A 26,189-nucleotide genomic window follows, 5' to 3' on the forward strand; every position below is an offset into this window, starting at 1 on the left:
CTAGCGAGCGATGACGCCCGGTAACGTGCATTGGGGCGCAATTGCTTGTATCAGACGTGATCGGGTCGAGAGAGTTCAGGCATCGAATTGAGCGTAGTCCGGTTCGGGACGGGTGGTGGCTGGGTTGATAGCGACAGTTTGAGGATTTTTGTTGATTGATCGGCCGTCATCGCTGGCAAGCCAGCTCCCACCAGGACTTCGGCCGTTCACCTGTTTTGTGTACACCAAATAACCTGTGGGAGCTGGCTTGCCAGCGAATGGCGCGCAGCGCCAGCCATTCTCAGGAATGGGTCGGTGGCTTGCGCAACAGACTCGCCGCCATCACCCCGAGGAACACCACACTCACCAGCAACACCGCCCACAAGCCGATTTTCTTCCAGTTGGTTTCGGCCACCGCCGCTGTAGTGGCCGGGGCGGTCGGCGTGGGGATCACGTCGCCCTGCACCGTCGCCTTGCCCAGCGTCGCGAGCTTCTGCGGTTTGAAATCCGGAATCAGCGTGCTCAGCGGCAGATTCGCGGTTTTCACCGTCGGATTGCCCAGCGCCAGGCTGTACGGTCCGTCACCACGCGCGAGGAAAATCACCTGCGTCGCCCGCACCGCGTATTTCAGGCTCGGTGCCTGCTCGCCCAGACCTCCGCCGCGCTCATCCACGCTCAGTTTCAATTGCTGCACGGTTTGCCCGTACAACTGCAATTCGTTCTGCACCACGTCCTGACCGTTCTGGGTCAGGCGATACAGCAAACCGTTGCTCAGGGGCTGCCACGGCAGGCTGCTTTCGCGGCGGCCCGCGAGGGTGACCGGCGCCAGACTGTTCGGTTGTTTCAACTCGACCTGCACCCGCTCGACATTCAGCCCCATCGGCAACTGCCAGGTGTACTCACCGGATTGGGTGCTGTTGCCCGTCAACGCTTGCGACCAGACCAACGGCAGCGGCACGTTGCGTGGATCACTGCTTTTCAATTGCACTGCAGTGAGGATGGGTGCCGAGGTGGACGCCTCCCACAGCAGACGCAGATAGCGCGCCGATTGCCCCGGCAGCGTCACCTCATGCTGTTCGATGCGCTCGTCGGAAAACGTCAGGCGCGCCACCTGCCCTTCGCCCCACGCCTGCCAATGCTGCAAGTCATCACTGGCCTCGATGCTGAAGCGCTGGAAACCGTCGCGTTCGCTTGTCCAGTCGAGGATCAGTTGCTGCAGCGGCGCCTTGATCGCGCTGGCATCGAGCAGCCAGCCGCGCAGCACCTCTTCGCCGGCCTCCAGTTGCGTCGACGGCTGCACTTCCACCAGTGTGCCGGTGGTGGTCGATTGCACGCGTACGTTCGGCGCGCGCTCGCTGGCGTCGGCGGCGTTGTACAGCGGGAACCACTTCACCTCATGCAACTGCCCGTCGTCGCGGGTCTGCGCCGATTCCCGGGCCAGGGCGTAGGCCTGCGGCTCGCCAGCAGCGTTGAATACGCGCAGGTCGCTGAGATCGGTCTGGCGTGCCTGCAATTGCGCGCTCAGCGGCAGATCGAGGCGATACCAAGGGCCGTTGCCGCTCACCGTCAGCGGCACCTGCGTGGCGAAGTCCGCCGGTTTTTCCTGCGCGCCGGCAACCATCACCACGCCCAACGCCAACCACCCCAGATTCAGCATGCGACTCAAGATGAAACTCCTTCGGTATCCGGCACGGGTTTGTCCGCCACCGGTTCGGCTTCGACACGTTTCGGTGGCAGCGGTGCAAAGTAGCCCACCACCAGCAGCAACACGCCGACGCCGATAAACGAGACGATCCGGGCGAGGCCGCCACGGTTGCTCAATTCGACAAAAATCAGTTTGGCCACCACCAGCGCAATCAGCGCCGCGCCGATCAGCCACACTTCGCGACGATGGCGCAGATGTCCGCCGATCATCAGACCCAGCGCCATCAGGGTCCAGACGATGGACAACCCGGCCTGCACCAGCATCGACTCAAGCAAAAGATCCAGCTCGAACGGAATGCCCGCCCAATGGTGCGCAGCGCGGGTCACCAGCGCGGTGCAGAAAGCGAACAGCGAAACCCCGGCGACCAGTTGTGTGGCGTACTCGGCGTAATCCTTGCGCAGGGCAAACTGCGTCACCGCATGACGCGACCAAACGTACACCCCGAACAAGGCGAACAGCAGGCCCAATTCCAGCGGGTTGATCAGCGGTACGTACGGCAGCGGTTCGGCATTGCCGTCGCTGAAGCCGTTGGCCAGCCAGAACCACGCCAGCATCAGCACTGCCAACGGCGCAGCGGCATACAAACGATATTCGCGCGGGAACGCGGCCACCGGCCAAGGCCAGTTGCGTGGAGCCGCCGCCAGCAACAGATACAGGCTCGGCAGGATCGCCCAGCCGAGCCAGCGCCAGGCGTTGTATTGCTCGGACAACAGCAGCAAGCCGTAGCGCAATTCCAGCGCCAGTACGCCGATCAGCAGCCAGCAACCCAGCACATGCGCCGTGCTCAAGGCCCGTGCCGGCAACATCGGCGCCAGACGCCGCAAGCTGAAGAAGTGCACGACGAACACCAGCCCCCATGCCAGCCAGCCGAAGTTCGCCGCCGGATGATAACGCGCATGCCAAGCCGCCAGCAGCACCAGCCCCGCCGCCGGAATCAGCAAGGTGCAGAGCAGGCCCAGCGCCGGCCATTTCAGGCGCAGCGACAACAATGTCCACAGCACCACACTCAGCGCGGCAATTAGCAGCAACAGCGTCGCCTGCACATTCAACGGCGCAAAACGCAGCACCTCGCTGACCCACGCCAACGCCCACCAACCGGCGCCCCACACCAGCAGCACTTCGGACAGGCGCTGCAAGCTCAGCGCATCGAACGCCGAGGCATGATTGCCCAGTTGCAAACGCCAGGCACCGACCAGCGCGGCCAACCCCAGCACCAACGGCGTCCAGAAGCTGCCATGAGCCAGCGGCCGCAGGCCTTCGCTGGACAGCGGCCCGAACAACTCGGGGCCGGCCAACAAGAACGCCGCGCCGCCGATCAACTGCAACAACAGGCCGAAAACAAAACTCACGCGCTGCTTGAGGTACAGGCTCAGCCAGATGATCAGCAAGCCGCTGGCCGCCCACACCGCACTCGCGGTTTGCCACGGCAGCACGAACAGCACCGCCAGATTGATCAGCACCAACCCCGCCAGCAACACCACCGACAACCCGCGTAGCAGCCGCACATCGCCGCGCACCATCTCGTCCCGTGCCGCCAGTAACATCCCGGCGATCAACGCCAGACCGATCAGCGATGCGCTGAGCAACCCGCTCCACCCGGCGCTGAACACCGCCGCCGAATCCTCGCCCGCGCTTTGCAGCCGAAGCAGGAACAACGCACCACCCAGCAACTGCACGGCGAACGCGGTGAACAGGAACGTACGCGATTGCAGGCGCAGGCCGACAAACAAGGTCACCAGTCCGGCCAACGCCCAACTGATCGCTGTCGCCTGAACAAAGAAAAACAACGGCGCCAGCAAATACAGGAAGGTCAGGCCCAGCGCCGCCAGCACCGGCAAACCCTGGCGCTCCCACAGCGAAGCCTGCTCCGCCGAGGCTTTGCGCAATTGATAGAAACTGAACAGCAGCGCGAGGCCGAGCATCAACGCGCCCAACGGTGCGCCGTCGAGCAGGCTGCTTTCGCCGACCCGCAGCTGACTGAGGAACGCCAGCGCCGAACCCAGTTGCAGCAACAGGGCAAACGCTCGGGCGAACGGCCGCTGCTGACGCAGGCCGAGCCAGAAAATCCCCGCGCCCTCCACTGCCCACGCTGCTGAGGTCCAGCGTGCATCGAGGCCTAGCGGGATCGCCAGACTGGCGAAAATCACCCCCAGCGCCAGACAGGTTTCACCCAGCAGCAAGGCGCGACCGCCCATCAACACCCGGGCCAGACCCATGTAGATCACGCCCAGTGCGAGCGCGCTGAACGCGGCGGCGAACTCCAGGTGCTGCACCAGCGCAAACTGCAGACCGAAGCCCACGAGCGGCGGCCCGAACAGCATCGTGCCGTCAACGTAGTCGCCCTTGCGCGCCGACCAGTGCAGCAGCGCCTCGCGGTCGCCGTCTGCCGGCGCATCGGGCATGTCGAGCAACTTGCGCCGGGCAAACAGCAGGCCGATGGCCAGGTACATCAGGAAGAACAGAATCAGAAACGGTTCGGTGCTCCACAGCAACTCGGGCGCATACGAACGCAGCCCCCAGGCGAAACCGATGCCGAACGTACCAACGAATCCGATCAGGTTCAGCAGGCGCCAGGCCTTGAACCAGGCGATGGCGAGAATGCCGGCATTGAGCAACGCGAAATAGCTGAACAGCGCGACGTGGTTGCCGGCACCGGTCGAGGTCAGGATCGGCGCGGCGAAACCGCCCAATGCTGCAGCCGCCGCCAATCCCAGCGCATCTTGGGTGATGGCGAGAATGGCCGAAAACACCGTGACCGCCACCAGCAACCCCAGCGCGGCTGACGGATCGAGCAACGGATGCAGACGCATCGCCGCAAACACCGTCAGGTACAGCACCGCGATCCCGGTGCCCTGCAGTATCAGCGCATAGCTGCTGTTGCGCCGACGCAACCACCAGCCCAACGCCAGCAGGGCCAACGCCGCCGCCGCGACGCCGGCATAACGCAATTCGATCGGCACCACCATGCCTTCGGTGGCATAGCGCAGCAGGAACGCCAGACCGAAAAACAACAGCACCACACCGACCCGCAACACCGTGTTGCCGCCGAACAGCCAGTTGCGCGCAGCACGGATGCCGCGCTCGATCAGGTTCGGGCCACGGGGTTCGGCCGGTTGTGTGGGGACTGCAGGCTCGTCGGTGACGGCGTCCAGACGCCAGACATCGGCCGGCAGCGGCTGACGGGTTTCGCTGGCAACGGCAGAAATCGGTTCGAGTTCGGGTGGCAGTTCCCAGACCAGCTCAGGGGTGGCGGCGGATGCTTGTTCGGCAGCGATGACGGGGTCGACGGCAGCGTCCGGAGTCGGCGCCATGCTCGGCGGCGTAGTGCGCACGCCGGCACCTTCAAGCAGGAACAGTCGCTGCTCGACAGCCTGCAAGGCGACTTTGGCCTGCTCCAGTTGGCGCTGTTGTTCGGTGGCCTGCGAGCCAAGCCGGGCAAGGCGCAGCGTTTGCCCGATCGCCAGCCCGAGCAGCGCCCCCAATAGCGCGGCACTGAACGACTCATCGAGCAGCCAGCCGAGCAGCAGCCCGATCAACATAAACATCCATTGCATGGTCGATATCCCTAAGCGCAAAGGCCAATCCGGGAAGATTAGCGCAGCCTGATCCAAAAAGATCGCAGCCTTCGGCAGCTCCTACAGGGTTATGTGAACACCTGTGTAGGAGCTGCCGAAGGCTGCGATCTTTTCCGGCGCGCCGATTATATCGAGCCCAGCGAAAAGTTACTCCAGTGCCTTCCAGATATCCGTGGCGTACTCGCGAATCGTCCGGTCGGACGAAAACCAGCCCATCCGCGCCGTGTTGAGCACTGCCGAGCGCCACCAGTTGTTGGCGTCGTGCCAGTGCGCATCGACGCGTTTCTGTGCTTCCCAGTAGGAATCGAAGTCGGCGCAGACCAGGAAGCGGTCGTAGTCCACCAGCGAATCAATCAGCCCGGTATAGCGCGACGTGTCATCCGGCGAGAACACGCCACTGCGGATCGCTTGCAGCACGTCGCTCAAACGATGCGACGCGGCGATGTCCGGCGCGGCGCTGAACTCGTGGTTCTGTTTGCGCGCTTCAACCTGCTGCGCGCTGAGGCCGAAGATGAACATGTGCTCGGCGCCGATGCGCTCGCACATTTCCACGTTGGCACCGTCGAGGGTACCGATGGTCAGTGCGCCGTTGAGACCGAACTTCATGTTACTGGTGCCCGACGCTTCGAACCCGGCCGTGGAAATCTGCTCGGACAAATCCGCCGCCGGAATGATGCTCTCGGCGAGGCTAACGTTGTAGTTGGGCAGGAACACCACCTTCAGCAAACCACGCACGGTCGGGTCGTTGTTCACTACACGGGCGATGTCGTTGGTCAGCTTGATGATCAGTTTGGCCTGGTGATAACTGGCCGCCGCTTTACCGGCGAAGATTTTCACCCGAGGTACCCAGTCGACTTCAGGCTCGGCGCGGATTGCCTGATACAGCGCCACGGTGTGCATCAGGTTGAGCAACTGGCGCTTGTATTCGTGGATCCGTTTGACCTGCACGTCGAACATTGCCGCCGGGTTGACCGCAATCCCCAACCGCTCGTGAATCAGATAGGCCAACGCTTTCTTGCTGTGCAGGCGCTGTTCGGCGAAGGCTTTGCGGAAGGCGGGTTGCTCGGCGAACGGTTCGAGGTCGAGCAAGCGCTCTTCCGGGTTATCCAGCACCTGCGGGCCGAGTGCATCGACCAGCATCGAGGTCAGTTCGGAGTTGGCCTGGAACAACCAGCGGCGGAAAGTGATGCCGTTGGTTTTGTTGTTGATCCGCTCCGGGTAGAGCTTGTGCAGTTCGGCGAACACGGTCTTGCGCATCAATTGCGTGTGCAGACCGGAAACGCCATTGACGCTGTGCGAACCAAGGAATGCAAGGTTGCCCATGCGCACCCGACGACCGTTGTCTTCTTCGATCAGCGACACCGCGCGCAGCACGTCGAAATCATGAATGCCCTTGGCGCGCAGCGAGTCGATGTGCTGCGCGTTGATCAGGTAAATGATCTGCATGTGCCGCGGCAGCATGCGCTCCATCAGGCCGACCGGCCAGGTCTCCAGTGCCTCGGGCAACAGCGTGTGGTTGGTGTACGACAGCGTGTCGACGGTGACTTGCCACGCCGCATCCCAGGCCACGTCGTAGACGTCGACCAGTTGCCGCATCAGTTCAGCGACGGCAATCGAGGGGTGGGTGTCGTTGAGCTGAATTGCTGCGTGATCGCCCAGGGTCAGCACCGAGGTGTGCATGTTGCGATGGCGACGCAGCAAATCCTGCAGCGAAGCCGCGACGAAGAAATATTCCTGACGCAGGCGCAGTTCCTGGCCCGCTTCGGTGCTGTCCGCCGGGTAAAGCACCCGGGAAATACTTTCGGCGCGGGCTACCTCAGCCACCGCGCCCAAGTGGTCACCGGCGTTGAAGCGCTCAAGGTGCAAGTCTTCCATGGCGCGGGCACGCCACAGGCGCAAGGTGTTGACGCTCGCCCCACGCCAGCCGACCACCGGCGTGTCGTAGGCAATCGCCCGTACGGTTTCTGCCGGCGACCAGACCTGTTTGGTCTTGCCACTGGCATCGGTGACGGTTTCGACGCTGCCGCCGAAGCCGATGGTGTACACCACTTCCGGACGCTCGAATTCCCACGGGTTGCCGAAATCCAGCCAGTGTTCGGTCTGCTCCTGCTGCCAGCCATCGACGATGGCTTGGCGGAACAACCCGTGTTCATAACGAATGCCGTAGCCGTGCCCGGCAATGCCGAGGGTCGACATGCTTTCCATGAAGCACGCCGCCAGACGTCCGAGGCCGCCGTTGCCGAGTGCCGCGTCAGGTTCCAGCAGGCGGATGCGTTCGAGATCGACGCCCAGTTCGGTCAGCGCTTCACGGGCGACGTCGAGCAGGCCGAGATTGCTCAGGCTGTCGTAGAGCAAACGACCGATGAGAAATTCCAGCGAGAGGTAATACACCCGTTTCTGGCCTTTGCGGTAGATCTGCCGGGTGTGGTCCATCCAGTGTTCGACCATGTGGTCGCGTGCCGCCAGGGCAATGGCTTCGAACCAGTCATGGTCAAAGGCGTGATCCGGGTCTTTGCCCACCGCATAGGTGAGCTTGGTCAGGACGGCATCGCGGAATGCGGCCACCTCTGCTTCGCGAACTAGTGGTTCTTGAGTCATCGATAGGACCTCGAGCGAGCGGGGAATTGTCTGAGCCTAGACGGTCTGACCGACGGTAGAGGCGCAGGTTCGGCAGTTTTTCCGAAGACGGTGAGATAGCCCGGCATTACCTTGGCGAGTGGGCTAATGAATGCAGGGGCCGTGCCGGACTGAATGGCATTTACACGGCGTTTGCAAAAATCTGGCGAAAGGTTGTTCAAAAATCCACCAGTCCCGGTATGATCGCGCGCCCTGATGCACACACGCCTGGTAACCCCCGATGATGAAGCCCAACCTGATTGCCGCCGCCGAGATCGACCGCCTCGATACGTGGGCCAAATATTCGGCCCCGATGTGCGGCTCTTGTGTCTCCAGCTGCTGCACCCTGCCGGTCGAGGTCAAGATCAAGGACCTGGTACGCATCGGCGTGGTCGACGAGTTCGAACTGGGTGATCCGCCGAAGAACATCGCCAAGCGCCTGCAAAAGGAAGGGCTGGTCGAGCGCTTCAACCAGAAGTCGGGGATCTTCACCCTGCAGCGCATGAGCAACAACGATTGCTACTACCTGGATCGTAAAAGCCGCCTGTGCACCATTTATGACAAGCGCCCGGACACCTGCCGTAACCACCCGAAAATCGGCCCACGGCCGGGGTATTGCGCGTACAAGCCGAAAGAAGTCGAGCGGGTGCAGAATTCGCGGTCGATCGAGAAGTTCTGACCTTTCCTGAAATTTTCGGCGCCTGTCCGGCCGCCATCGCTGGCAAGCCAGCTCCCACATTGATTGTTGTCGTACACAAGATTCATGTGCGACGCAAAACCCTGTGGGAGCTGGCTTGCCAGCGATGAGGCCAGCACAAACAACGCGTAAACCCCAGACAAACAAAAACGCCCCCGGTCTCGCGACCGGGGGCGTTTTTTCAAGCTCGGGCTGAATTACGCCTTGGCTTTCTTGGCAGCGCGGGTACGCTCGCTTTCGTCCAGGATCTTCTTGCGAAGACGGATGGACTTAGGAGTAACTTCGCACAGCTCGTCTTCCTGGATGTATTCCAGAGCCTGTTCCAGAGTGAAGCGAACAGGTGGTACCAGAGCGATGGTTTCGTCTTTACCCGAAGCACGCATGTTGTCGAGCTTCTTGCCTTTGGTTGGGTTCACACCCAGGTCGTTGTCGCGGCTGTTCTGACCAACGATCTGACCGTTGTAGATCTCCTGGCCGTGTTCTACGAACAGCTTGCCACGAGCCTGCAGGGTTTCCAGCGAGTAGGTCAGTGCCTTGCCGGTTTCAACCGAAACCAGAACGCCGTTCTGACGGCCGGACATGTGGCCCGACTTCACTGGCGCGTAACGGTCGAAGATCGAGGTCAGGATGCCAGCACCGTTGGTCAGGGTCAGGAACTGGTTACGGAAACCGATCAGACCGCGAGCAGGGATGTTGTATTCCAGACGAACACGGCCCTTGCCATCCGGCACCATGTTGCTCAGGTCGCCTTTACGCAGACCCATCTCTTCCATGACCTTGCCCTGGGATTCTTCAGGGATGTCGATGGTGACGTTTTCGAACGGTTCCTGCTTCACGCCGTCAACTTCACGGATGATCACTTCAGGACGGCCCAGGGCCAGCTCGAAGCCTTCGCGACGCATGGTTTCGATCAGTACCGAGAGGTGCAGCTCACCACGGCCGGAAACCTTGAACTTGTCAGCCGAGTCGCCTTCTTCAACGCGCAGTGCAACGTTGTACAGCAGCTCTTTGTCCAGACGATCCTTGATGTTACGGGAGGTCACGAACTTGCCTTCTTTACCGCAGAATGGCGAGTCGTTTACCTGGAAGGTCATGGAAACGGTCGGCTCGTCAACGGTCAGCGGCTTCATCGCCTCGACGGTGTTGATGTCGCACAGGGTGTCGGAGATGAACAGCTCGTCGAAGCCGCTGATGCAGACGATGTCGCCGGCTGCTGCTTCTTCAACGTCAATGCGGTGCAGACCGTGGTGACCCATCAGCTTCAGGATACGACCGTTGCGGCGCTTGCCGTCGGCGCTGATCGCGACAACCGGGGTGTTCGGCTTGACGCGACCACGAGCGATACGGCCAACACCGATAACACCCAGGAAGCTGTTGTAGTCCAGAGCGGAGATCTGCATCTGGAACGGACCGTCACGGTCAACGGCCGGAGGCGGAACGTGGTCGACCACTGCCTGGTACAGCGCAGTCATGTCTTCGCCCATGGCGGTGTGGTCCAGACCGGCGATGCCGTTCAGGGCCGAAGCGTAAACAACCTGGAAGTCCAGTTGTTCTTCGGTCGCACCGAGGTTGTCGAACAGGTCGAAGATCTGATCCAGAACCCAGTCCGGACGCGCGCCTGGACGGTCAACCTTGTTGATCACCACGATTGGACGCAGGCCGGCTTCGAACGCCTTCTTGGTCACGAAACGGGTTTGCGGCATAGGGCCGTCTTGAGCGTCAACCAGCAGCAGAACGGAGTCAACCATCGACATTACGCGTTCTACTTCGCCGCCGAAGTCGGCGTGGCCCGGGGTGTCCACGATGTTGATGTGGTAGCCGTTCCAGTTGATGGCGGTGTTTTTCGCCAGGATGGTAATACCGCGCTCTTTTTCCTGGTCGTTGGAGTCCATCACGCGCTCGTCGTTGAGCTCGTTGCGCTCCAGGGTGCCGGATTGACGCAGGAGTTTGTCTACCAGGGTGGTCTTACCATGGTCAACGTGGGCAATGATGGCGATGTTACGTAGATTTTCGATCACTTGTGTATCTCGATCAGAGGATTCGGTTTGCTGACAAGTCTTGGCAGCGATTAACAGTAGTGTCCGGCATGGCCGTTACAGCTTGACGGCGGTGTCGGGGGGCCGGTGACGCAGGCCACAGGCAAACAGCCCCGGGCACTTAGCTCGGTCGATAAACGCGCACATTGGCATGCCCCTCACTGAGCAAATGGTGAGCATGCAGGCGACTCATCACGCCTTTGTCGCAATACAGCAGGTACTGGCGAGTCGGATCCAGCTCCTTGAAACGAGCGTTCACTGCGTAGAACGGCATCGTCTGTACTTCTATGCCGGCGAGTTCCAGCGGGTCATCCTCGGCCGCATCCGGGTGACGGATGTCGATGACGATCTGACCGGCCAGCGCTTCGCCGACTTCTTCGATCTGCAAGTCCTGGCCCAATTCGTCGATCACTCGATCGATCGGCACCAGTTTGGCGTTTTCGAGCGCGCGCTCGAGGACCGCCATGTCGAATTCTTTCTCTTCGTGCTCAACACGGTGGCGCTTGGCGGCGGTCTTCGGATTGACCGAGATGACCCCGCAGTACTCCGGCATGTGCCGGGCGAAATCGGCGGTGCCGATCTCGTTGGCCGTGTCGATAATGTCCTGCTTGTGCGCGACGATCAGCGGGCGCAGGACCAGTTTGTCGGTCACGCAGTCGATCACCGACAGGTTCGGCAGCGTCTGGCTCGATACCTGGGAAATCGCTTCGCCGGTGACCAGCGCGTCGATGTGCAGCCGGTCGGCGATGGCCGACGATGCGCGCAACATCATACGCTTCAATACGACGCCCATATGACTGTTATCGACTTTGCCGAGAATTTCGCCCAACACTTCTTCGAACGGAACACTGACAAATAGCACGCGTTGCGAGCTGCCGTACTTCTTCCAGATGAAATGCGCGACTTCCATCACGCCCAATTCGTGGGCACGTCCGCCCAGATTGAAGAAGCAGAAATGCGCCATCAGGCCGCGGCGCATGATCTGGTACGCGGCAACCGTCGAGTCAAAGCCGCCGGACATCAATACCAGCGTCTGCTCCAGGGCGCCGAGCGGGTAACCGCCGATGCCGTTGTGCTGGCTGTGGATGACAAACAACCGTTGGTCGCGAACTTCAATGCGAACTTCGATTTCCGGGTCTTTGAGGTCGATTCCGGCCGCACCGCACTCACGACGCAGCTTGCTGCCGACGTATTTTTCGACGTCCATCGAGCTGAACGGATGCTTGCCTGCACGTTTGCAGCGCACCGAGAAAATCTTCCCGGCCAGCACATCGCCGTAGTGCTGTTTGCACTTCTCGGTGATGTCGTCGAAGTCGCCCAGCGGGTATTCGTCGATCTGCAGAAAGTGCGCGACGCCGGGAGTACAAGTGAGGCGCTCGCCCATCTCTTTCAAGGCTTTGGGGTCGGTAACGCGGGTTTCCAGCTCGAGATTGTCCCACACACCGTTCACCACCACGGCCGGGTCCAGATCGCGGAGCACGGCGCGGATGTTCTTGGCCAGCTGGCGGATGAAACGCATCCGGACAGGGCGGCTTTTGATGGTGATCTCGGGGAAGACTTTTACGATTAGTTTCATGAAAACAGCGCGCGCAGGGCCAGCCGAAAAAGGGGGGCGCGGATTATAGCGGAAATTGCTCAAGGTTTAACCAGTTAATATGCAGAAGGTTTCACTTGCACCAAAACGGGTCATTTCTGATTTGAAGCGCTACATTAAGGGGCGATAATTTCGCCTTTATGGCGCTTTCTTGCTTTGAAAGCGTGAAATTGGGGCAAAAAACCCATGCTGGGGCACTGGCATGCAATTTGCTCCCTTGTGAGGCAGGTTGCCTTGGCAGAGTATCTGCGCCGGCATCACCCAAATTAAGGGCATCCACTACCAAGCCCTAAGCCACCCGGAGGACACTATGTCGAAGTCGGTTCAACTCATCAAAGATCATGACGTCAAGTGGATTGATCTGCGCTTCACGGACACCAAAGGCACTCAGCACCACGTGACCATGCCGGCTCGCGATGCGCTGGAAGACGACTTCTTCGAAGTCGGCAAGATGTTCGACGGTTCCTCCATCGCTGGCTGGAAAGGCATCGAAGCCTCCGACATGATCCTGCTGCCGGACGACGATACTGCCGTTCTCGACCCGTTCACCGAAGACGCAACCCTGATCCTGGTTTGCGACATCATCGAACCGTCGACCATGCAGGGTTACGATCGCGACCCGCGCGCCATCGCTCACCGTGCCGAGGAATACCTGAAGACCACCGGTATCGGTGACACCGTCTTCGCTGGCCCAGAACCAGAATTCTTCATCTTCGACGAAGTGAAGTTCAAGTCGGACATCTCCGGCTCGATGTTCAAGATCTACTCCGAACAAGGCTCGTGGATGTCCGACCAGGACATCGAAGGCGGCAACAAAGGCCACCGTCCTGGTATCAAAGGCGGCTATTTCCCGGTTCCGCCGTTCGACCACGACCACGAAATCCGTACTGCCATGTGCAACGCACTGGAAGAAATGGGCCAGACCGTTGAAGTTCACCACCACGAAGTGGCGACTGCCGGTCAGAACGAAATCGGTGTCAAGTTCAACACCCTGGTGAAGAAAGCTGACGAAGTTCAGACTCTGAAATACGTTGTCCACAACGTTGCCGACGCTTACGGCCGCACTGCGACCTTCATGCCGAAGCCACTGTACGGCGACAACGGCTCGGGCATGCATGTGCACATGTCCATCGCCAAAGACGGCAAGAACACCTTCGCTGGCGAAGGCTATGCCGGCCTGTCCGAAACCGCCCTGTACTTCATCGGCGGCATCATCAAGCACGGTAAGGCCCTGAACGGCTTCACCAACCCGGCCACCAACTCCTACAAGCGTCTGGTGCCAGGTTTCGAAGCGCCGGTGATGCTGGCCTACTCGGCTCGCAACCGTTCCGCCTCGATCCGTATTCCTTACGTCAACAGCCCACGCGGCCGTCGTATCGAAGCTCGTTTCCCGGATCCGGCTGCCAACCCGTACCTGGCTTTCGCAGCACTGCTGATGGCCGGTCTGGACGGTATCCAGAACAAGATCCACCCAGGCGATGCCGCTGACAAAAACCTGTACGACCTGCCGCCTGAAGAGGCGAAAGAGATCCCACAAGTTTGCGGCAGCCTGAAAGAAGCCCTGGAAGAGCTGGACAAGGGCCGTGCGTTCCTGACCAAGGGCGGCGTATTCTCCGACGACTTCATCGACGCTTACATCGCGCTGAAATCCGAAGAAGAAATCAAGGTACGTACCTTCGTACATCCACTGGAATATGAGCTGTACTACAGCTGCTGATCCGGTAGCGCTGCGCTACGCGGCGTGACAAAAGAGGCCTCCTTCGGGAGGCCTTTTTTATTGAAGATCAAGAGATCGCAGCCTTCGGCAGCTCCTACAGGATCGGCGCAGGAGCCGCCGAAGGCTGCGATCTTTTGACTTGGCTTTTCAATACCATTTGTTAACGGCTTGGGCTTGTCGCCCACCCTGGCCTATGCTGCACCCAATCGCTTTCTTTCCCGGTCGATTTCATGGGTCGCACCTTTCTCTACATCCTGCTGCTGATCGCCCTGCCCGCCGCCGCGCAGATCTACAAGTACACCGACGCCAACGGCAACACGGTCTACAGCGATCACTCGCCGGACGGCGTCAAGGCGCAACCGCTTGAGTTGCCACCGCTTAACAGCGTCGAGCCGCAAGCATCGAGCTCAGCGACGCCTACCAGCACCGACAATCGACCACCTGCACGCAGCGCCTACGAGGTGCTGGAACTGACCGGCCTGCCCAGCGAAGAAGCGCTGCGCGCCAATAACGGCACCTTCACCGTCAGTGTATTGATCAAGCCGCGTTTGCAGGCGCCGCACCAATTGAGGCTGATGCTGGACGACGCGCCTTACGGCCAGCCGAGCAACGTGCCGATCCTGCAACTGGTGAATGTTGATCGTGGCGAGCATCGTCTCGCGGTGCAGGTGATCGACGGCGAAGCGATCATCCAGCAGAGCCCAACGGTGGTGTTCACCGTGCAGCGGGTGCACAAGCCATGAGGATTTTCTGGCTGATCCTGTGGCTGTTGGCCCTGCCCGTTTCGGCGGAGGTCTTCACCTACGTCGATGCGCAGGGTAATCGCGTCTACACCGATCAGCCGCGCGGCAACGCCAAGCGCGTACCTATCGCGACCAGCAATCGCATGTCGGCCAACCCCACGGCTGCAGCACCGATCAGCACCGCGAAAAAGGTCGCGGAACAACCGCTGTTCCACTACGACATGCTGCGCATCCTGATCCCCGAGCCGGACGCGACCCTTCGCAGCAGCGCGGGCGAGGTGATCGTCAGCGTCACCAGTGAACCCGGTTTGCAGCAGGGCCATCGCTATCGCCTGCTGCTGGACGGACAAGCCACTGGCGAGCCGGGCCTGAGTCCTGTTTTCCCGCTGAGCAACATTGATCGCGGCACCCATAACCTGTCAGTGGAAATCCTCGATGAGCAGGGTCGCACCGTCGAACGCACCGCCAACCAGCCGTTCCACATGCTGCGCATCTCGCTGGCACAGAAACGCCAGGTCAAACCCTGCGTCAGCGAGGACTACGGCGTGCGCCCGGAATGCCCATTGAAAGACAAACCCGCCGAAGAAAAAAATCCCTTCCTGCGCTTCTTCTAACGCTGTTCAGCTTTGCGCACTATATTGGTGCATAAGACTGCACCGTACTCACATTGCAACCCATTTTGGTTCGAAACTTCCCGCTGACGTGTGTGGAGCGCCACGCAAACGAGCGTCAAACGCCTGTTTCAGGGGACGAACGCTTCTTTTCGGAGCCTTGGTTTGGTTTTTGCATTTTCCGTTTAACGACGCCTGCTTCTTGCGCACGCTCCGCCCCCAAAAGAGGCTCCGATGACTATTAGCGACGCAATCCACCGTTTGCTGCTCGACAACCTGACCACCGCTACCATCCTGCTCGACGCGGAATTGCGCCTTGAGTACATGAACCCGGCGGCCGAGATGCTGCTGGCCATCAGCGGCCAGCGCAGCCATGGGCAGTTCATCAGCGAGTTGTTCACCGAGTCCACCGAAGCGCTCAACTCGCTGCGTCAGGCGGTCGAACAGGCACACCCGTTCACCAAGCGCGAAGCGATGCTCACCGCCCTCACCGGCCAGACCCTGACCGTGGACTACGCGGTGACGCCGATCCTCAGCAACGGCGCAACCATGCTCCTGCTGGAAGTGCACCCGCGTGACCGCCTGCTGCGGATCACCAAGGAAGAGGCGCAGTTGTCCAAACAGGAAACCAGCAAAATGCTGGTGCGCGGCCTGGCCCATGAGATCAAGAATCCGCTCGGCGGCATCCGTGGCGCCGCGCAATTGCTGGCCCGCGAACTGCCGGAAGACAGCCTGCGCGACTACACCAACGTGATCATTGAAGAGGCCGACCGCCTGCGTAATCTGGTCGACCGCATGCTCGGCTCGAACAAGCTGCCATCGCTGGCGCTGTGCAACGTCCACGAAGTGCTCGAACGCGTCTGCCAACTGGTCGAGGCGGAAAGCCAGGGCTGCATCACCTTGGTGCGCGACTACGACCCGAGCATTCCCGACGTATTGATCGACCGCGAACAAATGATTCAGGCCGTGCTGAACATCGTGCGCAACGCGATGCAGGCGATCAGCAGCCAGAACGAGCTGCGGCTGGGGCGCATCAGCCTGCGCACCCGGACCATGCGCCAGTTCACCATCGGCCACGTCCGCCATCGCCTGGTGACCAAGATCGAGATCATCGACAACGGCCCGGGGATCCCGGCGGAACTCCAGGAAACCATCTTCTTTCCCATGGTCAGCGGCCGCCCGGACGGTACCGGGCTGGGCCTGGCCATCACCCAGAACATCATCAGCCAGCACCAGGGCCTGATCGAGTGTGACAGCCACCCCGGCCACACCACGTTCTCGATCTTTCTGCCACTGGAACAAGGAGCCACATCGACATGAGCCGTAGTGAAACCGTGTGGATCGTCGATGACGACCGTTCTATCCGTTGGGTTCTGGAAAAAGCCTTGCAGCAGGAAGGCATGACCACGCAGAGCTTCGACAGCGCCGATGGCGTGATGAGTCGTCTGGCCCGTCAGCAGCCTGATGTGATCATTTCCGACATCCGCATGCCGGGCGCCAGTGGCCTCGATCTGCTGGCGCGCATCCGCGAACAGCACCCACGGTTGCCGGTCATCATCATGACCGCTCACTCCGACCTGGACAGCGCCGTCGCCTCCTATCAGGGCGGCGCGTTCGAGTACCTGCCCAAGCCGTTCGACGTTGACGAGGCGGTGTCGCTGGTCAAGCGCGCCAATCAGCATGCGCAGGAACAGCAAGGCCTGGAAGTGGTACCCGCGCTGACCCGCACCCCGGAAATCATCGGTGAAGCACCGGCGATGCAGGAAGTGTTTCGCGCCATCGGCCGCTTGAGCCACTCCAACATCACGGTGTTGATCAACGGCGAATCCGGTACTGGTAAAGAACTGGTGGCCCACGCCCTGCACCGCCACAGCCCGCGCGCGGCCTCGCCGTTCATCGCGCTGAACATGGCGGCGATCCCCAAGGACCTGATGGAATCCGAGCTGTTCGGCCACGAGAAAGGCGCGTTCACCGGCGCGGCCAACCTGCGCCGTGGACGTTTCGAACAGGCGGACGGCGGCACGCTGTTCCTCGACGAAATCGGCGACATGCCGGCCGATACTCAGACCCGTTTGCTGCGGGTGCTGGCCGACGGCGAGTTCTATCGCGTCGGCGGCCATGTCCCGGTCAAGGTCGACGTGCGGATCATTGCCGCGACCCACCAGAACCTGGAAACCCTGGTGCACGCTGGCAAATTCCGTGAGGACTTGTTCCACCGCCTCAACGTGATCCGCATCCACATTCCGCGCCTGTCGGACCGTCGCGAAGACATCCCGACCCTGGCCAAACACTTCCTCAGCCGCGCCGCGCAAGAACTGGCGGTGGAGCCGAAGCTGCTCAAGAGCGAGACCGAGGAATACCTGAAGAACCTGCCATGGCCGGGCAACGTGCGGCAGCTGGAGAACACCTGCCGCTGGATCACCGTGATGGCCTCCGGTCGCGAAGTGCACATCAGTGACCTGCCACCGGAACTGCTGAGCCTGCCGCAGGATTCGGCACCGGTGACCAACTGGGAGCAGGCGCTGCGTCAGTGGGCCGATCAAGCCTTGGCCCGTGGCCAGTCGAGCCTGCTCGACAGTGCAGTGCCGGCGTTCGAACGGATCATGATCGAGACCGCGCTGAAGCACACGGCCGGACGCCGGCGTGATGCGGCGGTATTGCTCGGTTGGGGGCGTAATACCCTGACCCGCAAGATCAAGGAATTGGGGATGAAAGTGGACGGTGGGGATGATGATGAGGGGGATGAGGGTTAAGCCCCTCCTCTAATCCTCCGCGAAAAGATCGCAGCCTTCGGCAACTCCTGCAGAGAACGCATATCCCTGTAGGAGCTGCCGAAGGCTGCGATCTTTTTTTGTGTGCACCGCCACAAGGCACGGCGAACCGCAATTGGGCATAAGTTACTGATCAAAAAAACACCAAGCAGGTTCAAAGCTCCAGCCACGCAGAAGCATCAAAGCCCCGATTTACGGGGCTTTCTCGCATCTGAAGCTTTTTTCTGTTTCGAAATACTAAAACTGGCACGCCGCCTGCAACATCCCTCACAGGTGATTCGATTCACCACCCGTTTCGGGGGCCTTGGTACAGGCAGGCCGGGGATTCCCCTCTTTACACCGGGTTCAAACCGCAACGCGGCGAACCCACCCTTTTGGGATCCTTGGTACAGGCAGGTCGGGGGTTCCCTCTTTACACCGGACCGACGCTCTCAGCGAAGTCCACCCCGTTTTGGGAACCCTGGTACAGGCAGGCCGGGGATTCCCGCTTTTATTGCTCCCGGAGATGGATCTCCAGCCGCCAGCGGTCATCGACCTTGCTCCCGGCCCATTCCCCTTGCAGCGGCCGCGCCGCCAGCACTGTCAACAACAGCCCACCGTCACTCACTCGCGTACGCCAGTTCACATCCTTGCCATTGAGTTTGAGCTGGCCCTTCTGCGCCCGGCCTTCAGCCTGAAACAACAAAGCCACGGTACCGTCGATGATCTCGCCGTGCAGCTTCGGCTCATTGTTGAACCACACCACCAGGCCGTCAGCGGTCACGTCGACCTGCTGCAGCACGCTGGGGTCCGGCGTGGTCAGGCGGCCGATCATCAAACCGACCATCAAGCCGAAAATCGCCAGCGAACCGATCACCCGCGGGAATAGTTTCGAACGCGGGTCGGCTGGCGGCGTAGAATGCGCGTCATCTTTACCTTCGGAGCCGTGCATGTTTCACGTCATCCTTTTTCAACCAGAAATTCCGCCGAACACCGGCAACGTTATCAGGCTGTGCGCCAACAGTGGCTGCCACCTGCATTTGATCGAACCGTTGGGTTTCGAGATGGACGACAAGCGCTTGCGCCGGGCCGGTCTCGACTACCACGAATATGCCACGCTGCAGCGCCACGCCGACCTCGCCAGTTGCCTGGAGAGCCTCGGCCACCCACGGTTGTTCGCGTTCACCACCAAGGGCTCGCGGCCGTTTCACGATGCCGCGTTCGTCCCGGGCGATGCGTTCATCTTCGGCCCGGAAAGCCGTGGCCTGCCGCCGGAAGTGCTGGACGCCCTGCCCGCCGAACAGCGCCTGCGCCTGCCGATGCGTGAAGGCTGCCGTAGCCTGAACCTGTCCAACACCGTGGCGGTGGCCGTGTACGAAGCGTGGCGGCAGAACGACTTCAAATAACCACCCGATCCTGTAGGAGCTGCCGAAGGCTGCGATCTTTTGATCTCGATTTTTAACAACAAGATCAAAAGATCGCAGCCTTCGGCAGCTCCTACATGAAGTCATGAAGTCTGTATTCCAACCCAAGAAAAAAGCGCCCGTTACGGCGCTTTTTTCGTTGTCGCTCAAACCGCTTATTGAACAGTCGGCGTCTCGCCCGCAGCCTGCATGCGCTGCAGCTCTTGCGCGTACAGGGCGTCGAAGTTCACTGGCGCCAGCATCAGGGCCGGGAACGAACCGCGGGTCACCAGGCTGTCCAGGGTTTCGCGAGCATACGGGAACAGGATGTTCGGGCAGAACGCACCCAGGGTGTGGCTCATAGAAGCCGCGTCCAGGTTCTTGATCAGGAAGATACCGGCCTGCTGCACTTCAGCGATGAAGGCCACTTCGTCGCCGTTTTTCACGGTCACGGACAGGGTCAGCACGACTTCGTAGAAATCGCCTTCCAGTTCTTTCTGACGGGTATTCAGGTCCAGACCGACGGTAGGGTCCCACTGCTGGCGGAAGATCGCCGGGCTTTTCGGGGCTTCGAAGGACAGATCGCGTACGTAGATGCGCTGCAAGGAGAATTGCGGTGCGGTTTCTTCTTCGCTGGCTGCAGTGTTCTGTTGGTCAGTCATCTCAGATCCTTTCTGATCTTGGGTCTTTTAGGGATTGCTGTACGTGGGTGCAGCCGTTCAGGCCTTGAGCAGCGCGTCGAGCTTGCCGGCGCGCTCCAGGGCATACAAATCATCACAACCGCCGATGTGCTTGTCGCCGATCCAGATCTGCGGCACGGACGTGCGTCCGGCCTTCTGGCTCATGGCAGCACGAATCTGCGGCTTGCCATCGACCTTGATCTCTTCGAAGGCCACACCTTTGTTCGCGAGCAATTGCTTGGCTCGCATGCAGTAAGGGCAGTAGTCGCTGGAGTAGACGATGACTTCGCTCATATCACTTCACCAGCGGCAGGTTGTCGCCTTTCCAGCTGGAGATCCCGCCGGACAGCTTGGCGGCGGTGAAGCCGGATTTCATCAGCTCGCGAGCGTGGGTACCAGCGGTCTGGCCCAGGGCGTCCACCAGAATGATGGTCTTGGCCTTGTGCTTTTCCAGCTCACCGGCACGCGCAGCCAGCTTGTCTTGAGGAATGTTGATCGCGCCAACGATATGACCGGCGGCGTAATCTTTCGCCGGACGGATGTCCACCACCACGCCTGCGTCCTTGTTGACCAGTGCGGTCAGCTCGCCAGTGCTCAGGCTTTTACCGCCGCCCTGCATCGTGTGCGCCAGCAGCAGAGCCAGCAGTACGACGAAGATACCGACAAGAATGTAGTGGTTAGTGGCAAATTCAATCAGGTGAGCAACCATCGAAGGAGGTTCCAGGGCGTTAAAATGTCGGCCAGTATACACAGCCACTATGGTGGGCCAAACCCCGTCCGGCGGTGACGCCGCAGGAACTTCGCTTTAAACTGCCACTCCCTTTTCCATCGCCCTCTTCTTTATTAGCCACGAGTGGATTCCATGACTACCACGCCTAAACCTTTGGTCCTGATGATTCTCGACGGCTTCGGTCACAGTGACAGCCACGAATCCAATGCCGTGTATGCGGCGAAGAAGCCAGTGCTCGATCGCCTGTGGGCCACGGTGCCGAACGGCCTGATCTCGGGCAGCGGCATGGACGTTGGTCTGCCGGACGGCCAGATGGGCAACTCTGAAGTCGGCCACATGAACCTCGGCGCCGGGCGCGTGGTGTATCAGGACTTCACGCGCGTGACCAAAGCGATCCGCGACGGTGAGTTTTTCGAGAACCCGACCATCTGCGCCGCTGTGGATAAAGCCGTGGCCGCCGGCAACGCCGTGCACTTCATGGGCCTGCTGTCCGATGGCGGCGTGCACAGCCACCAGGATCACTTGATCGCCATGGCCGAGCTGGCGTTCAAGCGCGGCGCCGAAAAAATCTACCTGCACGCCTTTCTTGATGGCCGCGACACGCCACCGAAAAGCGCCGCGTCCTCAATCGAACTGCTCGACGCGACCTTCCAGGCGCTCGGCAAGGGCCGCATAGCCAGCCTCATCGGTCGCTACTTCGCGATGGACCGTGACAACCGTTGGGACCGCGTATCTCAGGCCTACAACCTGATCGTCGACGGCAACGCCGAATTCAACGCCGCCACCGCTCAGGAAGGCCTCGACGCCGCCTACGCCCGTGGCGAGAGCGACGAATTCGTCAAAGCCACCACCATCGGCGAGCCGGTCAAGGTCGAAGACGGCGACGCCGTGGTGTTCATGAACTTCCGCGCCGACCGCGCCCGCGAGCTGAGCCGCGTGTTCGTCGAAGATGATTTCAAGGAATTCGAGCGCGCGCGCCAGCCAAAAGTGCAGTACGTGGGCCTGACCCAATATGCCGCCAGCATTCCGGCCCCTGCAGCCTTTGCTCCGGGCAGTCTGGAAAACGTGCTTGGCGACTACCTGGCAAAAAACGGCAAGACTCAGCTGCGCATCGCCGAAACCGAAAAATACGCGCACGTGACCTTCTTCTTCTCCGGCGGCCGTGAAGAACCGTTCCCGGGTGAAGAGCGCATCCTCATCCCGTCGCCGAAAGTCGCCACCTACGACCTGCAGCCGGAAATGAGTGCACCGGAAGTGACTGACCGCATCGTCGACGCCATCGAACACCAGCGTTACGACGTGATCGTGGTCAACTACGCCAACGGCGACATGGTCGGCCACAGCGGCGTGTTCGACGCTGCGGTGAAAGCCGTGGAATGCCTGGACACCTGCGTCGGGCGCATCGTCGAGGCGCTGGAAAAAGTCGGCGGCGAAGCGCTGATCACCGCTGACCACGGCAACGTCGAAAAAATGGCCGATGAAGAAACCCACCAGGCGCATACCGCGCACACCACCGAGCCTGTGCCGTTCATTTATGTCGGCAAGCGTGACCTCAAGGTCCGTGACGGCGGCGTACTGGCGGACGTGGCTCCGACCATGCTGATGCTGCTGGGCCTGGAAAAACCGGCGGAGATGACGGGTACGTCGATTCTGGTGTAATTCGCCAGATCAAACACCGCCAAACCCTGTGGGAGCTGGCTTGCCAGCGATAGCAATCTGACAGCCAACAGCTATGTTGAAGGTGCAGACGCCATCGCTGGCAAGCCAGCTCCCACAGTGGTTTATGGGGTTTTCGAAATGGAAATGGGCCTCTGCGCCGCTCCAGTTATCACACAAGCCCAATTGGGCGTTTTTTTTGCAGCCCCGGGCGGGCATACTAGGCCGTCCATTACCCTGGTGCCGCCCGCCTCTATGCTCCGCGTCCTGATCGCCCTCGCTCTGACCTGCCTGCTCCAACCGGCCTTCGCTGACGAGCGCGCGCAAACCCAACAGCAGTTGGATGCCACGCGTCAGGACATTGCCGAGCTGAAAAAGCTGCTGGGCAAGCTGCAGGAAGAAAAATCCGGGGTGCAGAAAGAGCTCAAAGGCACCGAAACCGAAATGGGCAAGCTCGAGAAGCAGGTCGATGCCCTGCAGAAAGAGCTGAAGAAGAGCGAATCCGAGCTGCAGCGACTCGATGCGGAGAAAAAAAAACTCCAGAGCGCGCGCACTGAACAGCAGCGACTGATCGCCATCCAGGCCCGCGCGGCCTATCAGAACGGCCGTCAGGAATACCTCAAGCTGCTGCTCAACCAGCAGAATCCCGAGAAATTCGCCCGCACCCTCACCTATTACGATTACCTGAGCCAGGCCCGCCTGGAGCAGTTGAAGAACTTCAACGAAACCCTGCGCCAACTGGCCAATGTCGAAAAAGACATCGCCACGCAGCAGGCGCAATTGCTGGTGCAGAAAAGCAGCCTCGACAGCCAGCGCGACGAGCTGGAAAAAGTCCGCAAGGAGCGCCAGCAAGTCCTCGCCAAGCTCAACGATGACGTGAAAGCCCGCGACCAGAAACTGGCCGCCCGCGAGCAGGATCAGGCAGACCTGTCTAAAGTCCTTAAAACCATTGAAGAAACCCTGGCCCGTCAGGCCCGTGAGGCAGAAGAAGCGCGGCAGAAAGCGCTGATCGCCCAGCAGGAAGCGGAAAAAAAGCGTTTGCGTGAGGCGCAGGCTGACACCAGCGACGCCCCACGAAAACCCGCCAGATCAACCCCCGGCGCCCTGGTGTCCAGCAGCGGCGAGACCTTCGGTGGCCCTTTTGCTGCAACCCGGGGAAAACTTCCGTGGCCGGTTGATGGTCGATTGCTGGCACGCTTCGGCGAAAGCCGTGGCGACGATGCCCGCACCAAGTGGGATGGCGTGATGATCAGCGCCGCCGCCGGCAGCCAGGTGCATGCCGTACACGGCGGGCGCGTGGTGTTCGCCGACTGGTTGCGCGGTGCCGGGCTGCTGGTGATCCTCGATCACGGCAATGGTTATCTGAGTCTTTACGGTCACAACCAGACGCTGCTCAAGTCGGCCGGTGACGTGGTAAAAGCCGGTGAGTCGATCTCCACTGTGGGTAACAGTGGCGGTCAGGACACACCAGCGCTGTATTTCGCAATTCGTCAGCAGGGTCACCCGAGTGATCCGGCGCAATGGTGTCACGCGCAAGGATAAGCGCGTCGCCTAATTCAGGAGTTCGTTCGACATGCTGCATTTGTCCCGCCTTACCTCGCTGGCCCTGACGATCGCTCTGGTGATCGGCGCGCCTCTGGCGTTCGCCGCTCAACCGGCCCCGGCCGTCGCTCCGGCAGGCACTGCCGCGACCGCCAAGGCACCGTTGCCGCTGGAAGAGTTGCGCACCTTTGCCGAGGTAATGGATCGGATCAAGGCCGCCTATGTCGAGCCGGTGGACGACAAGACCCTGCTGGAAAACGCGATCAAAGGCATGCTCAGCAACCTCGATCCGCACTCCGCCTATCTCGGCCCTGAAGACTTCACCGAATTGCAGGAAAGCACCAGCGGCGAATTCGGCGGCCTGGGCATCGAAGTCGGCTCCGAAGACGGTTTCATCAAGGTCGTCTCGCCGATCGACGACACCCCGGCGTCGAAGGCCGGCATTCAGGCCGGAGACTTCATCGTCAAGATCAACGGCCAGCCGACCCGTGGCCAGACCATGACCGAAGCCGTGGACAAGATGCGCGGCAAGATCGGCCAGAAAATCACCCTGACCCTGGTGCGCGATGGCGGTACGCCGTTCGACGTGACTCTGGCCCGCGCCGTGATTCAAGTGAAGAGCGTCAAGGCGCAACTGCTGGAGTCGGGCTACGGCTACATCCGCATCACCCAGTTCCAGGTCAAGACCGGCGAAGAAGTCTCCAAGGCTCTGGCCAAGTTGCGCAAGGACAACGGCAAGAAGCTCAACGGCATCATCCTCGACCTGCGCAACAACCCGGGCGGCGTGTTGCAGGCCGCCGTGGAAGTGGTCGACCACTTCATCAAGAAAGGCCTGATCGTTTACACCAAAGGCCGGATCGCCAACTCCGAACTGCGCTTCTCCGCCACCGGCAAGGATGAAAGCGAAGCGGTGCCAATGGTCGTGTTGATCAACGGTGGCAGCGCCTCGGCCTCGGAAATTGTCGCCGGCGCCCTGCAGGACCAGAAACGCGCCGTGGTCATGGGCACCACCAGTTTCGGCAAAGGCTCGGTGCAGACCGTGCTGCCGCTGAACAACGACCGCGCACTGAAGATCACCACGGCGCTGTACTTCACGCCGAACGGTCGCTCGATCCAGGCCCAGGGCATCGTCCCGGACATCGAAGTGCGCAAGGCCAAGATCACCAACGAAGCCGACGGCGACTACTTCAAGGAAGCCGACCTGCAAGGTCACCTGGGCAACGGCAACGGCGGCGCGGACAAGCCGACCGGTTCCGGCGCCAAGGCCAAGGCCATGCCGCAGGATGACGATTACCAGTTGGCCCAGGCGCTGAGCCTGCTCAAAGGGCTGAGCATCACGTCCGGCCGTTGAGGATGTCGTTGCGTTTCTTCTTCGTCCTGCTGTGCTGTCTGGCGGGTGCTGCTCACGCAGAACCTGCCAGAACCACCCCGCCAAAAGCCTACCTGACGCTGATCATCGACGACCTGGGGCAGAACCTGCCCCGGGATCGCCGCGTGCTGGCCCTGCCCGGCCCGGTGACAACAGCGATCATGCCCGACACGCCGCACGCTACCGAATTCGCCCGCGAAGCCCATCGCGCCGGCAAGATCGTGATTCTGCACATGCCCATGGACCCGGCCACCGGCCCGTACGCCTGGCATCCCGAACTGCCGCTCGAGGAACTGCAAAAGCGCCTCGACGCTGCCTTCAAGATGGTCCCCTACACGGCGGGCATCAACAACCACATGGGCAGTCGCATGACCGCCCAGCCGGTGGCAATGGCGTGGCTGATGGGTGAGTTGCAGCGCCGGCACAAATTCTTCGTCGACAGCCGCACCAGCGCCCAGACCGTCGCAGCGCAGCAGGCGCAGAAGATCGATCTGGCGAGTGTCTCGCGGGATGTGTTCCTTGATGACGAGCGCACCGAAGCCGCCATCTTCACCCAACTGCAGACCGCCATCAGCCTGGCGCGCAAGCAGGGGTCAGCGGTGATGATCGGTCACCCGTATCCGCAGACCCTGGCAGTCCTGGAACGTGAATTGCCGAAGCTCAAGGCACAAGGCATCGAGTGGATCGACATCAAGCAGATGATCAGCGTGCGCAGCAATCGCGCCACCGCCGCCCATGGCAAGGACGGCGTCTACCGTTGAACAGCCTCGCCCGCTATACATAATT

At 60.9% G+C, this 26,189-nt stretch carries 20 protein-coding genes; 11 read left to right on the forward strand and 9 right to left on the reverse strand.

Annotation, left to right across the window (positions count from 1 at the left end; translation table 11 throughout):
• Positions 1-280: 280 nt before the first annotated feature.
• The 3 genes from AB1J88_RS18900 to AB1J88_RS18910 form a co-directional block, all read right to left on the reverse strand.
• Positions 281-1,645: a DUF3999 domain-containing protein gene (locus AB1J88_RS18900; RefSeq protein ID WP_430291713.1), complete on the reverse strand. Its 1,365-nt coding sequence runs from the start codon at positions 1,643-1,645 to the stop codon at positions 281-283.
• The gene (locus tag AB1J88_RS18905) at positions 1,642-5,238 is read right to left on the reverse strand and encodes a DUF2339 domain-containing protein (protein WP_430291714.1); all 3,597 of its coding nucleotides are present in this window, start codon (positions 5,236-5,238) and stop codon (positions 1,642-1,644) included. The genes AB1J88_RS18900 and AB1J88_RS18905 overlap by 4 nt, the downstream gene beginning before the upstream one ends.
• A gap of 168 nt (positions 5,239-5,406) precedes the next feature.
• A complete protein-coding gene (locus AB1J88_RS18910) occupies positions 5,407-7,857 on the reverse strand; it encodes a glycogen/starch/alpha-glucan phosphorylase (RefSeq protein WP_108181416.1) in 2,451 nt (816 codons plus the stop codon).
• Positions 7,858-8,116: 259 nt separating this feature from the next.
• On the opposite strand from AB1J88_RS18910, the gene AB1J88_RS18915 reads away from it, so the two are divergent.
• Positions 8,117-8,554 (forward strand): YkgJ family cysteine cluster protein, encoded by a 438-nt coding sequence (locus tag AB1J88_RS18915; protein WP_007961740.1) that lies wholly within the window; start codon positions 8,117-8,119, stop codon positions 8,552-8,554.
• Between the two features lie 215 nt (positions 8,555-8,769).
• Here AB1J88_RS18915 and typA read toward each other — a convergent pair whose 3' ends face one another.
• Positions 8,770-10,590, reverse strand: coding sequence for a translational GTPase TypA (gene typA / locus AB1J88_RS18920; RefSeq protein WP_007961739.1), 1,821 nt, complete (start codon positions 10,588-10,590; stop codon positions 8,770-8,772).
• Between the two features lie 139 nt (positions 10,591-10,729).
• Positions 10,730-12,184, reverse strand: a complete 1,455-nt coding sequence (gene thiI, locus AB1J88_RS18925; RefSeq protein WP_027611269.1) for a tRNA uracil 4-sulfurtransferase ThiI — start codon at positions 12,182-12,184, stop codon at positions 10,730-10,732.
• Positions 12,185-12,512: 328 nt separating this feature from the next.
• Here thiI and glnA point away from each other — a divergent pair, with 328 nt between their 5' ends.
• The 5 genes from glnA to ntrC all read left to right on the forward strand — a co-directional run bounded on the left by glnA (position 12,513) and on the right by ntrC (position 18,026).
• Entirely contained in the window at positions 12,513-13,919 is a 1,407-nt protein-coding gene (glnA, locus tag AB1J88_RS18930) for a glutamate--ammonia ligase (protein ID WP_003220788.1), read from the forward strand.
• A 230-nt stretch (positions 13,920-14,149) separates the two neighbouring features.
• Entirely contained in the window at positions 14,150-14,662 is a 513-nt protein-coding gene (locus AB1J88_RS18935) for a DUF4124 domain-containing protein (protein ID WP_430291716.1), read from the forward strand.
• Entirely contained in the window at positions 14,659-15,276 is a 618-nt protein-coding gene (locus AB1J88_RS18940) for a DUF4124 domain-containing protein (protein WP_430291717.1), read from the forward strand. Before AB1J88_RS18935 ends, AB1J88_RS18940 begins: the two co-directional genes overlap by 4 nt.
• A gap of 231 nt (positions 15,277-15,507) precedes the next feature.
• The gene (gene glnL, locus AB1J88_RS18945; RefSeq protein WP_007961730.1) at positions 15,508-16,593 is read left to right on the forward strand and encodes a nitrogen regulation protein NR(II); all 1,086 of its coding nucleotides are present in this window, start codon (positions 15,508-15,510) and stop codon (positions 16,591-16,593) included.
• Entirely contained in the window at positions 16,590-18,026 is a 1,437-nt protein-coding gene (gene ntrC / locus AB1J88_RS18950) for a nitrogen regulation protein NR(I) (protein ID WP_007961729.1), read from the forward strand. The genes glnL and ntrC overlap by 4 nt, the downstream gene beginning before the upstream one ends.
• Before the next feature lie 508 nt (positions 18,027-18,534).
• On the opposite strand, the gene AB1J88_RS18955 is transcribed toward ntrC, so the two are convergent.
• Positions 18,535-18,975 (reverse strand): hypothetical protein, encoded by a 441-nt coding sequence (locus AB1J88_RS18955; RefSeq protein WP_108181413.1) that lies wholly within the window; start codon positions 18,973-18,975, stop codon positions 18,535-18,537.
• Between AB1J88_RS18955 and AB1J88_RS18960 the strand changes: the two genes are divergently transcribed.
• Positions 18,974-19,429 carry a tRNA (cytidine(34)-2'-O)-methyltransferase gene (locus AB1J88_RS18960; protein WP_041071426.1) on the forward strand — a complete coding sequence of 152 codons (456 nt, stop codon included), beginning with the start codon at positions 18,974-18,976 and terminating at the stop codon, positions 19,427-19,429. The genes AB1J88_RS18955 and AB1J88_RS18960 overlap by 2 nt on opposite strands.
• Before the next feature lie 173 nt (positions 19,430-19,602).
• Here AB1J88_RS18960 and secB read toward each other — a convergent pair whose 3' ends face one another.
• From secB to AB1J88_RS18975, 3 genes are read right to left on the reverse strand one after another with little or no spacing between them, the layout of a single operon-like run.
• Positions 19,603-20,088 carry a protein-export chaperone SecB gene (secB, locus tag AB1J88_RS18965; protein ID WP_025110924.1) on the reverse strand — a complete coding sequence of 162 codons (486 nt, stop codon included), beginning with the start codon at positions 20,086-20,088 and terminating at the stop codon, positions 19,603-19,605.
• A gap of 57 nt (positions 20,089-20,145) precedes the next feature.
• Positions 20,146-20,400: a glutaredoxin 3 gene (gene grxC, locus AB1J88_RS18970; RefSeq protein ID WP_041071421.1), complete on the reverse strand. Its 255-nt coding sequence runs from the start codon at positions 20,398-20,400 to the stop codon at positions 20,146-20,148.
• 1 nt (position 20,401) lies between these two features.
• Positions 20,402-20,815, reverse strand: coding sequence for a rhodanese-like domain-containing protein (locus AB1J88_RS18975; protein ID WP_041071418.1), 414 nt, complete (start codon positions 20,813-20,815; stop codon positions 20,402-20,404).
• 153 nt (positions 20,816-20,968) lie between these two features.
• Between AB1J88_RS18975 and gpmI the strand changes: the two genes are divergently transcribed.
• The 4 genes from gpmI to AB1J88_RS18995 all read left to right on the forward strand — a co-directional run bounded on the left by gpmI (position 20,969) and on the right by AB1J88_RS18995 (position 26,164).
• Positions 20,969-22,495 (forward strand): 2,3-bisphosphoglycerate-independent phosphoglycerate mutase, encoded by a 1,527-nt coding sequence (gene gpmI / locus AB1J88_RS18980; protein WP_222017157.1) that lies wholly within the window; start codon positions 20,969-20,971, stop codon positions 22,493-22,495.
• 252 nt (positions 22,496-22,747) lie between these two features.
• On the forward strand, positions 22,748-24,034 hold the full coding sequence (locus AB1J88_RS18985; protein WP_086793950.1) for a murein hydrolase activator EnvC family protein: 1,287 nt from the start codon (positions 22,748-22,750) through the stop codon (positions 24,032-24,034).
• A 31-nt stretch (positions 24,035-24,065) separates the two neighbouring features.
• Positions 24,066-25,385, forward strand: coding sequence for a S41 family peptidase (locus AB1J88_RS18990; RefSeq protein ID WP_041071409.1), 1,320 nt, complete (start codon positions 24,066-24,068; stop codon positions 25,383-25,385).
• A gap of 2 nt (positions 25,386-25,387) precedes the next feature.
• A complete protein-coding gene (locus AB1J88_RS18995; RefSeq protein WP_041071406.1) occupies positions 25,388-26,164 on the forward strand; it encodes a divergent polysaccharide deacetylase family protein in 777 nt (258 codons plus the stop codon).
• The last annotated feature ends 25 nt before the right edge of the window (positions 26,165-26,189 follow it).

Origin of the sequence: Pseudomonas sp. S8 (assembly GCF_050473925.1) — a bacterium.
GTDB lineage: Bacteria > Pseudomonadota > Gammaproteobacteria > Pseudomonadales > Pseudomonadaceae > Aquipseudomonas > Aquipseudomonas parakoreensis.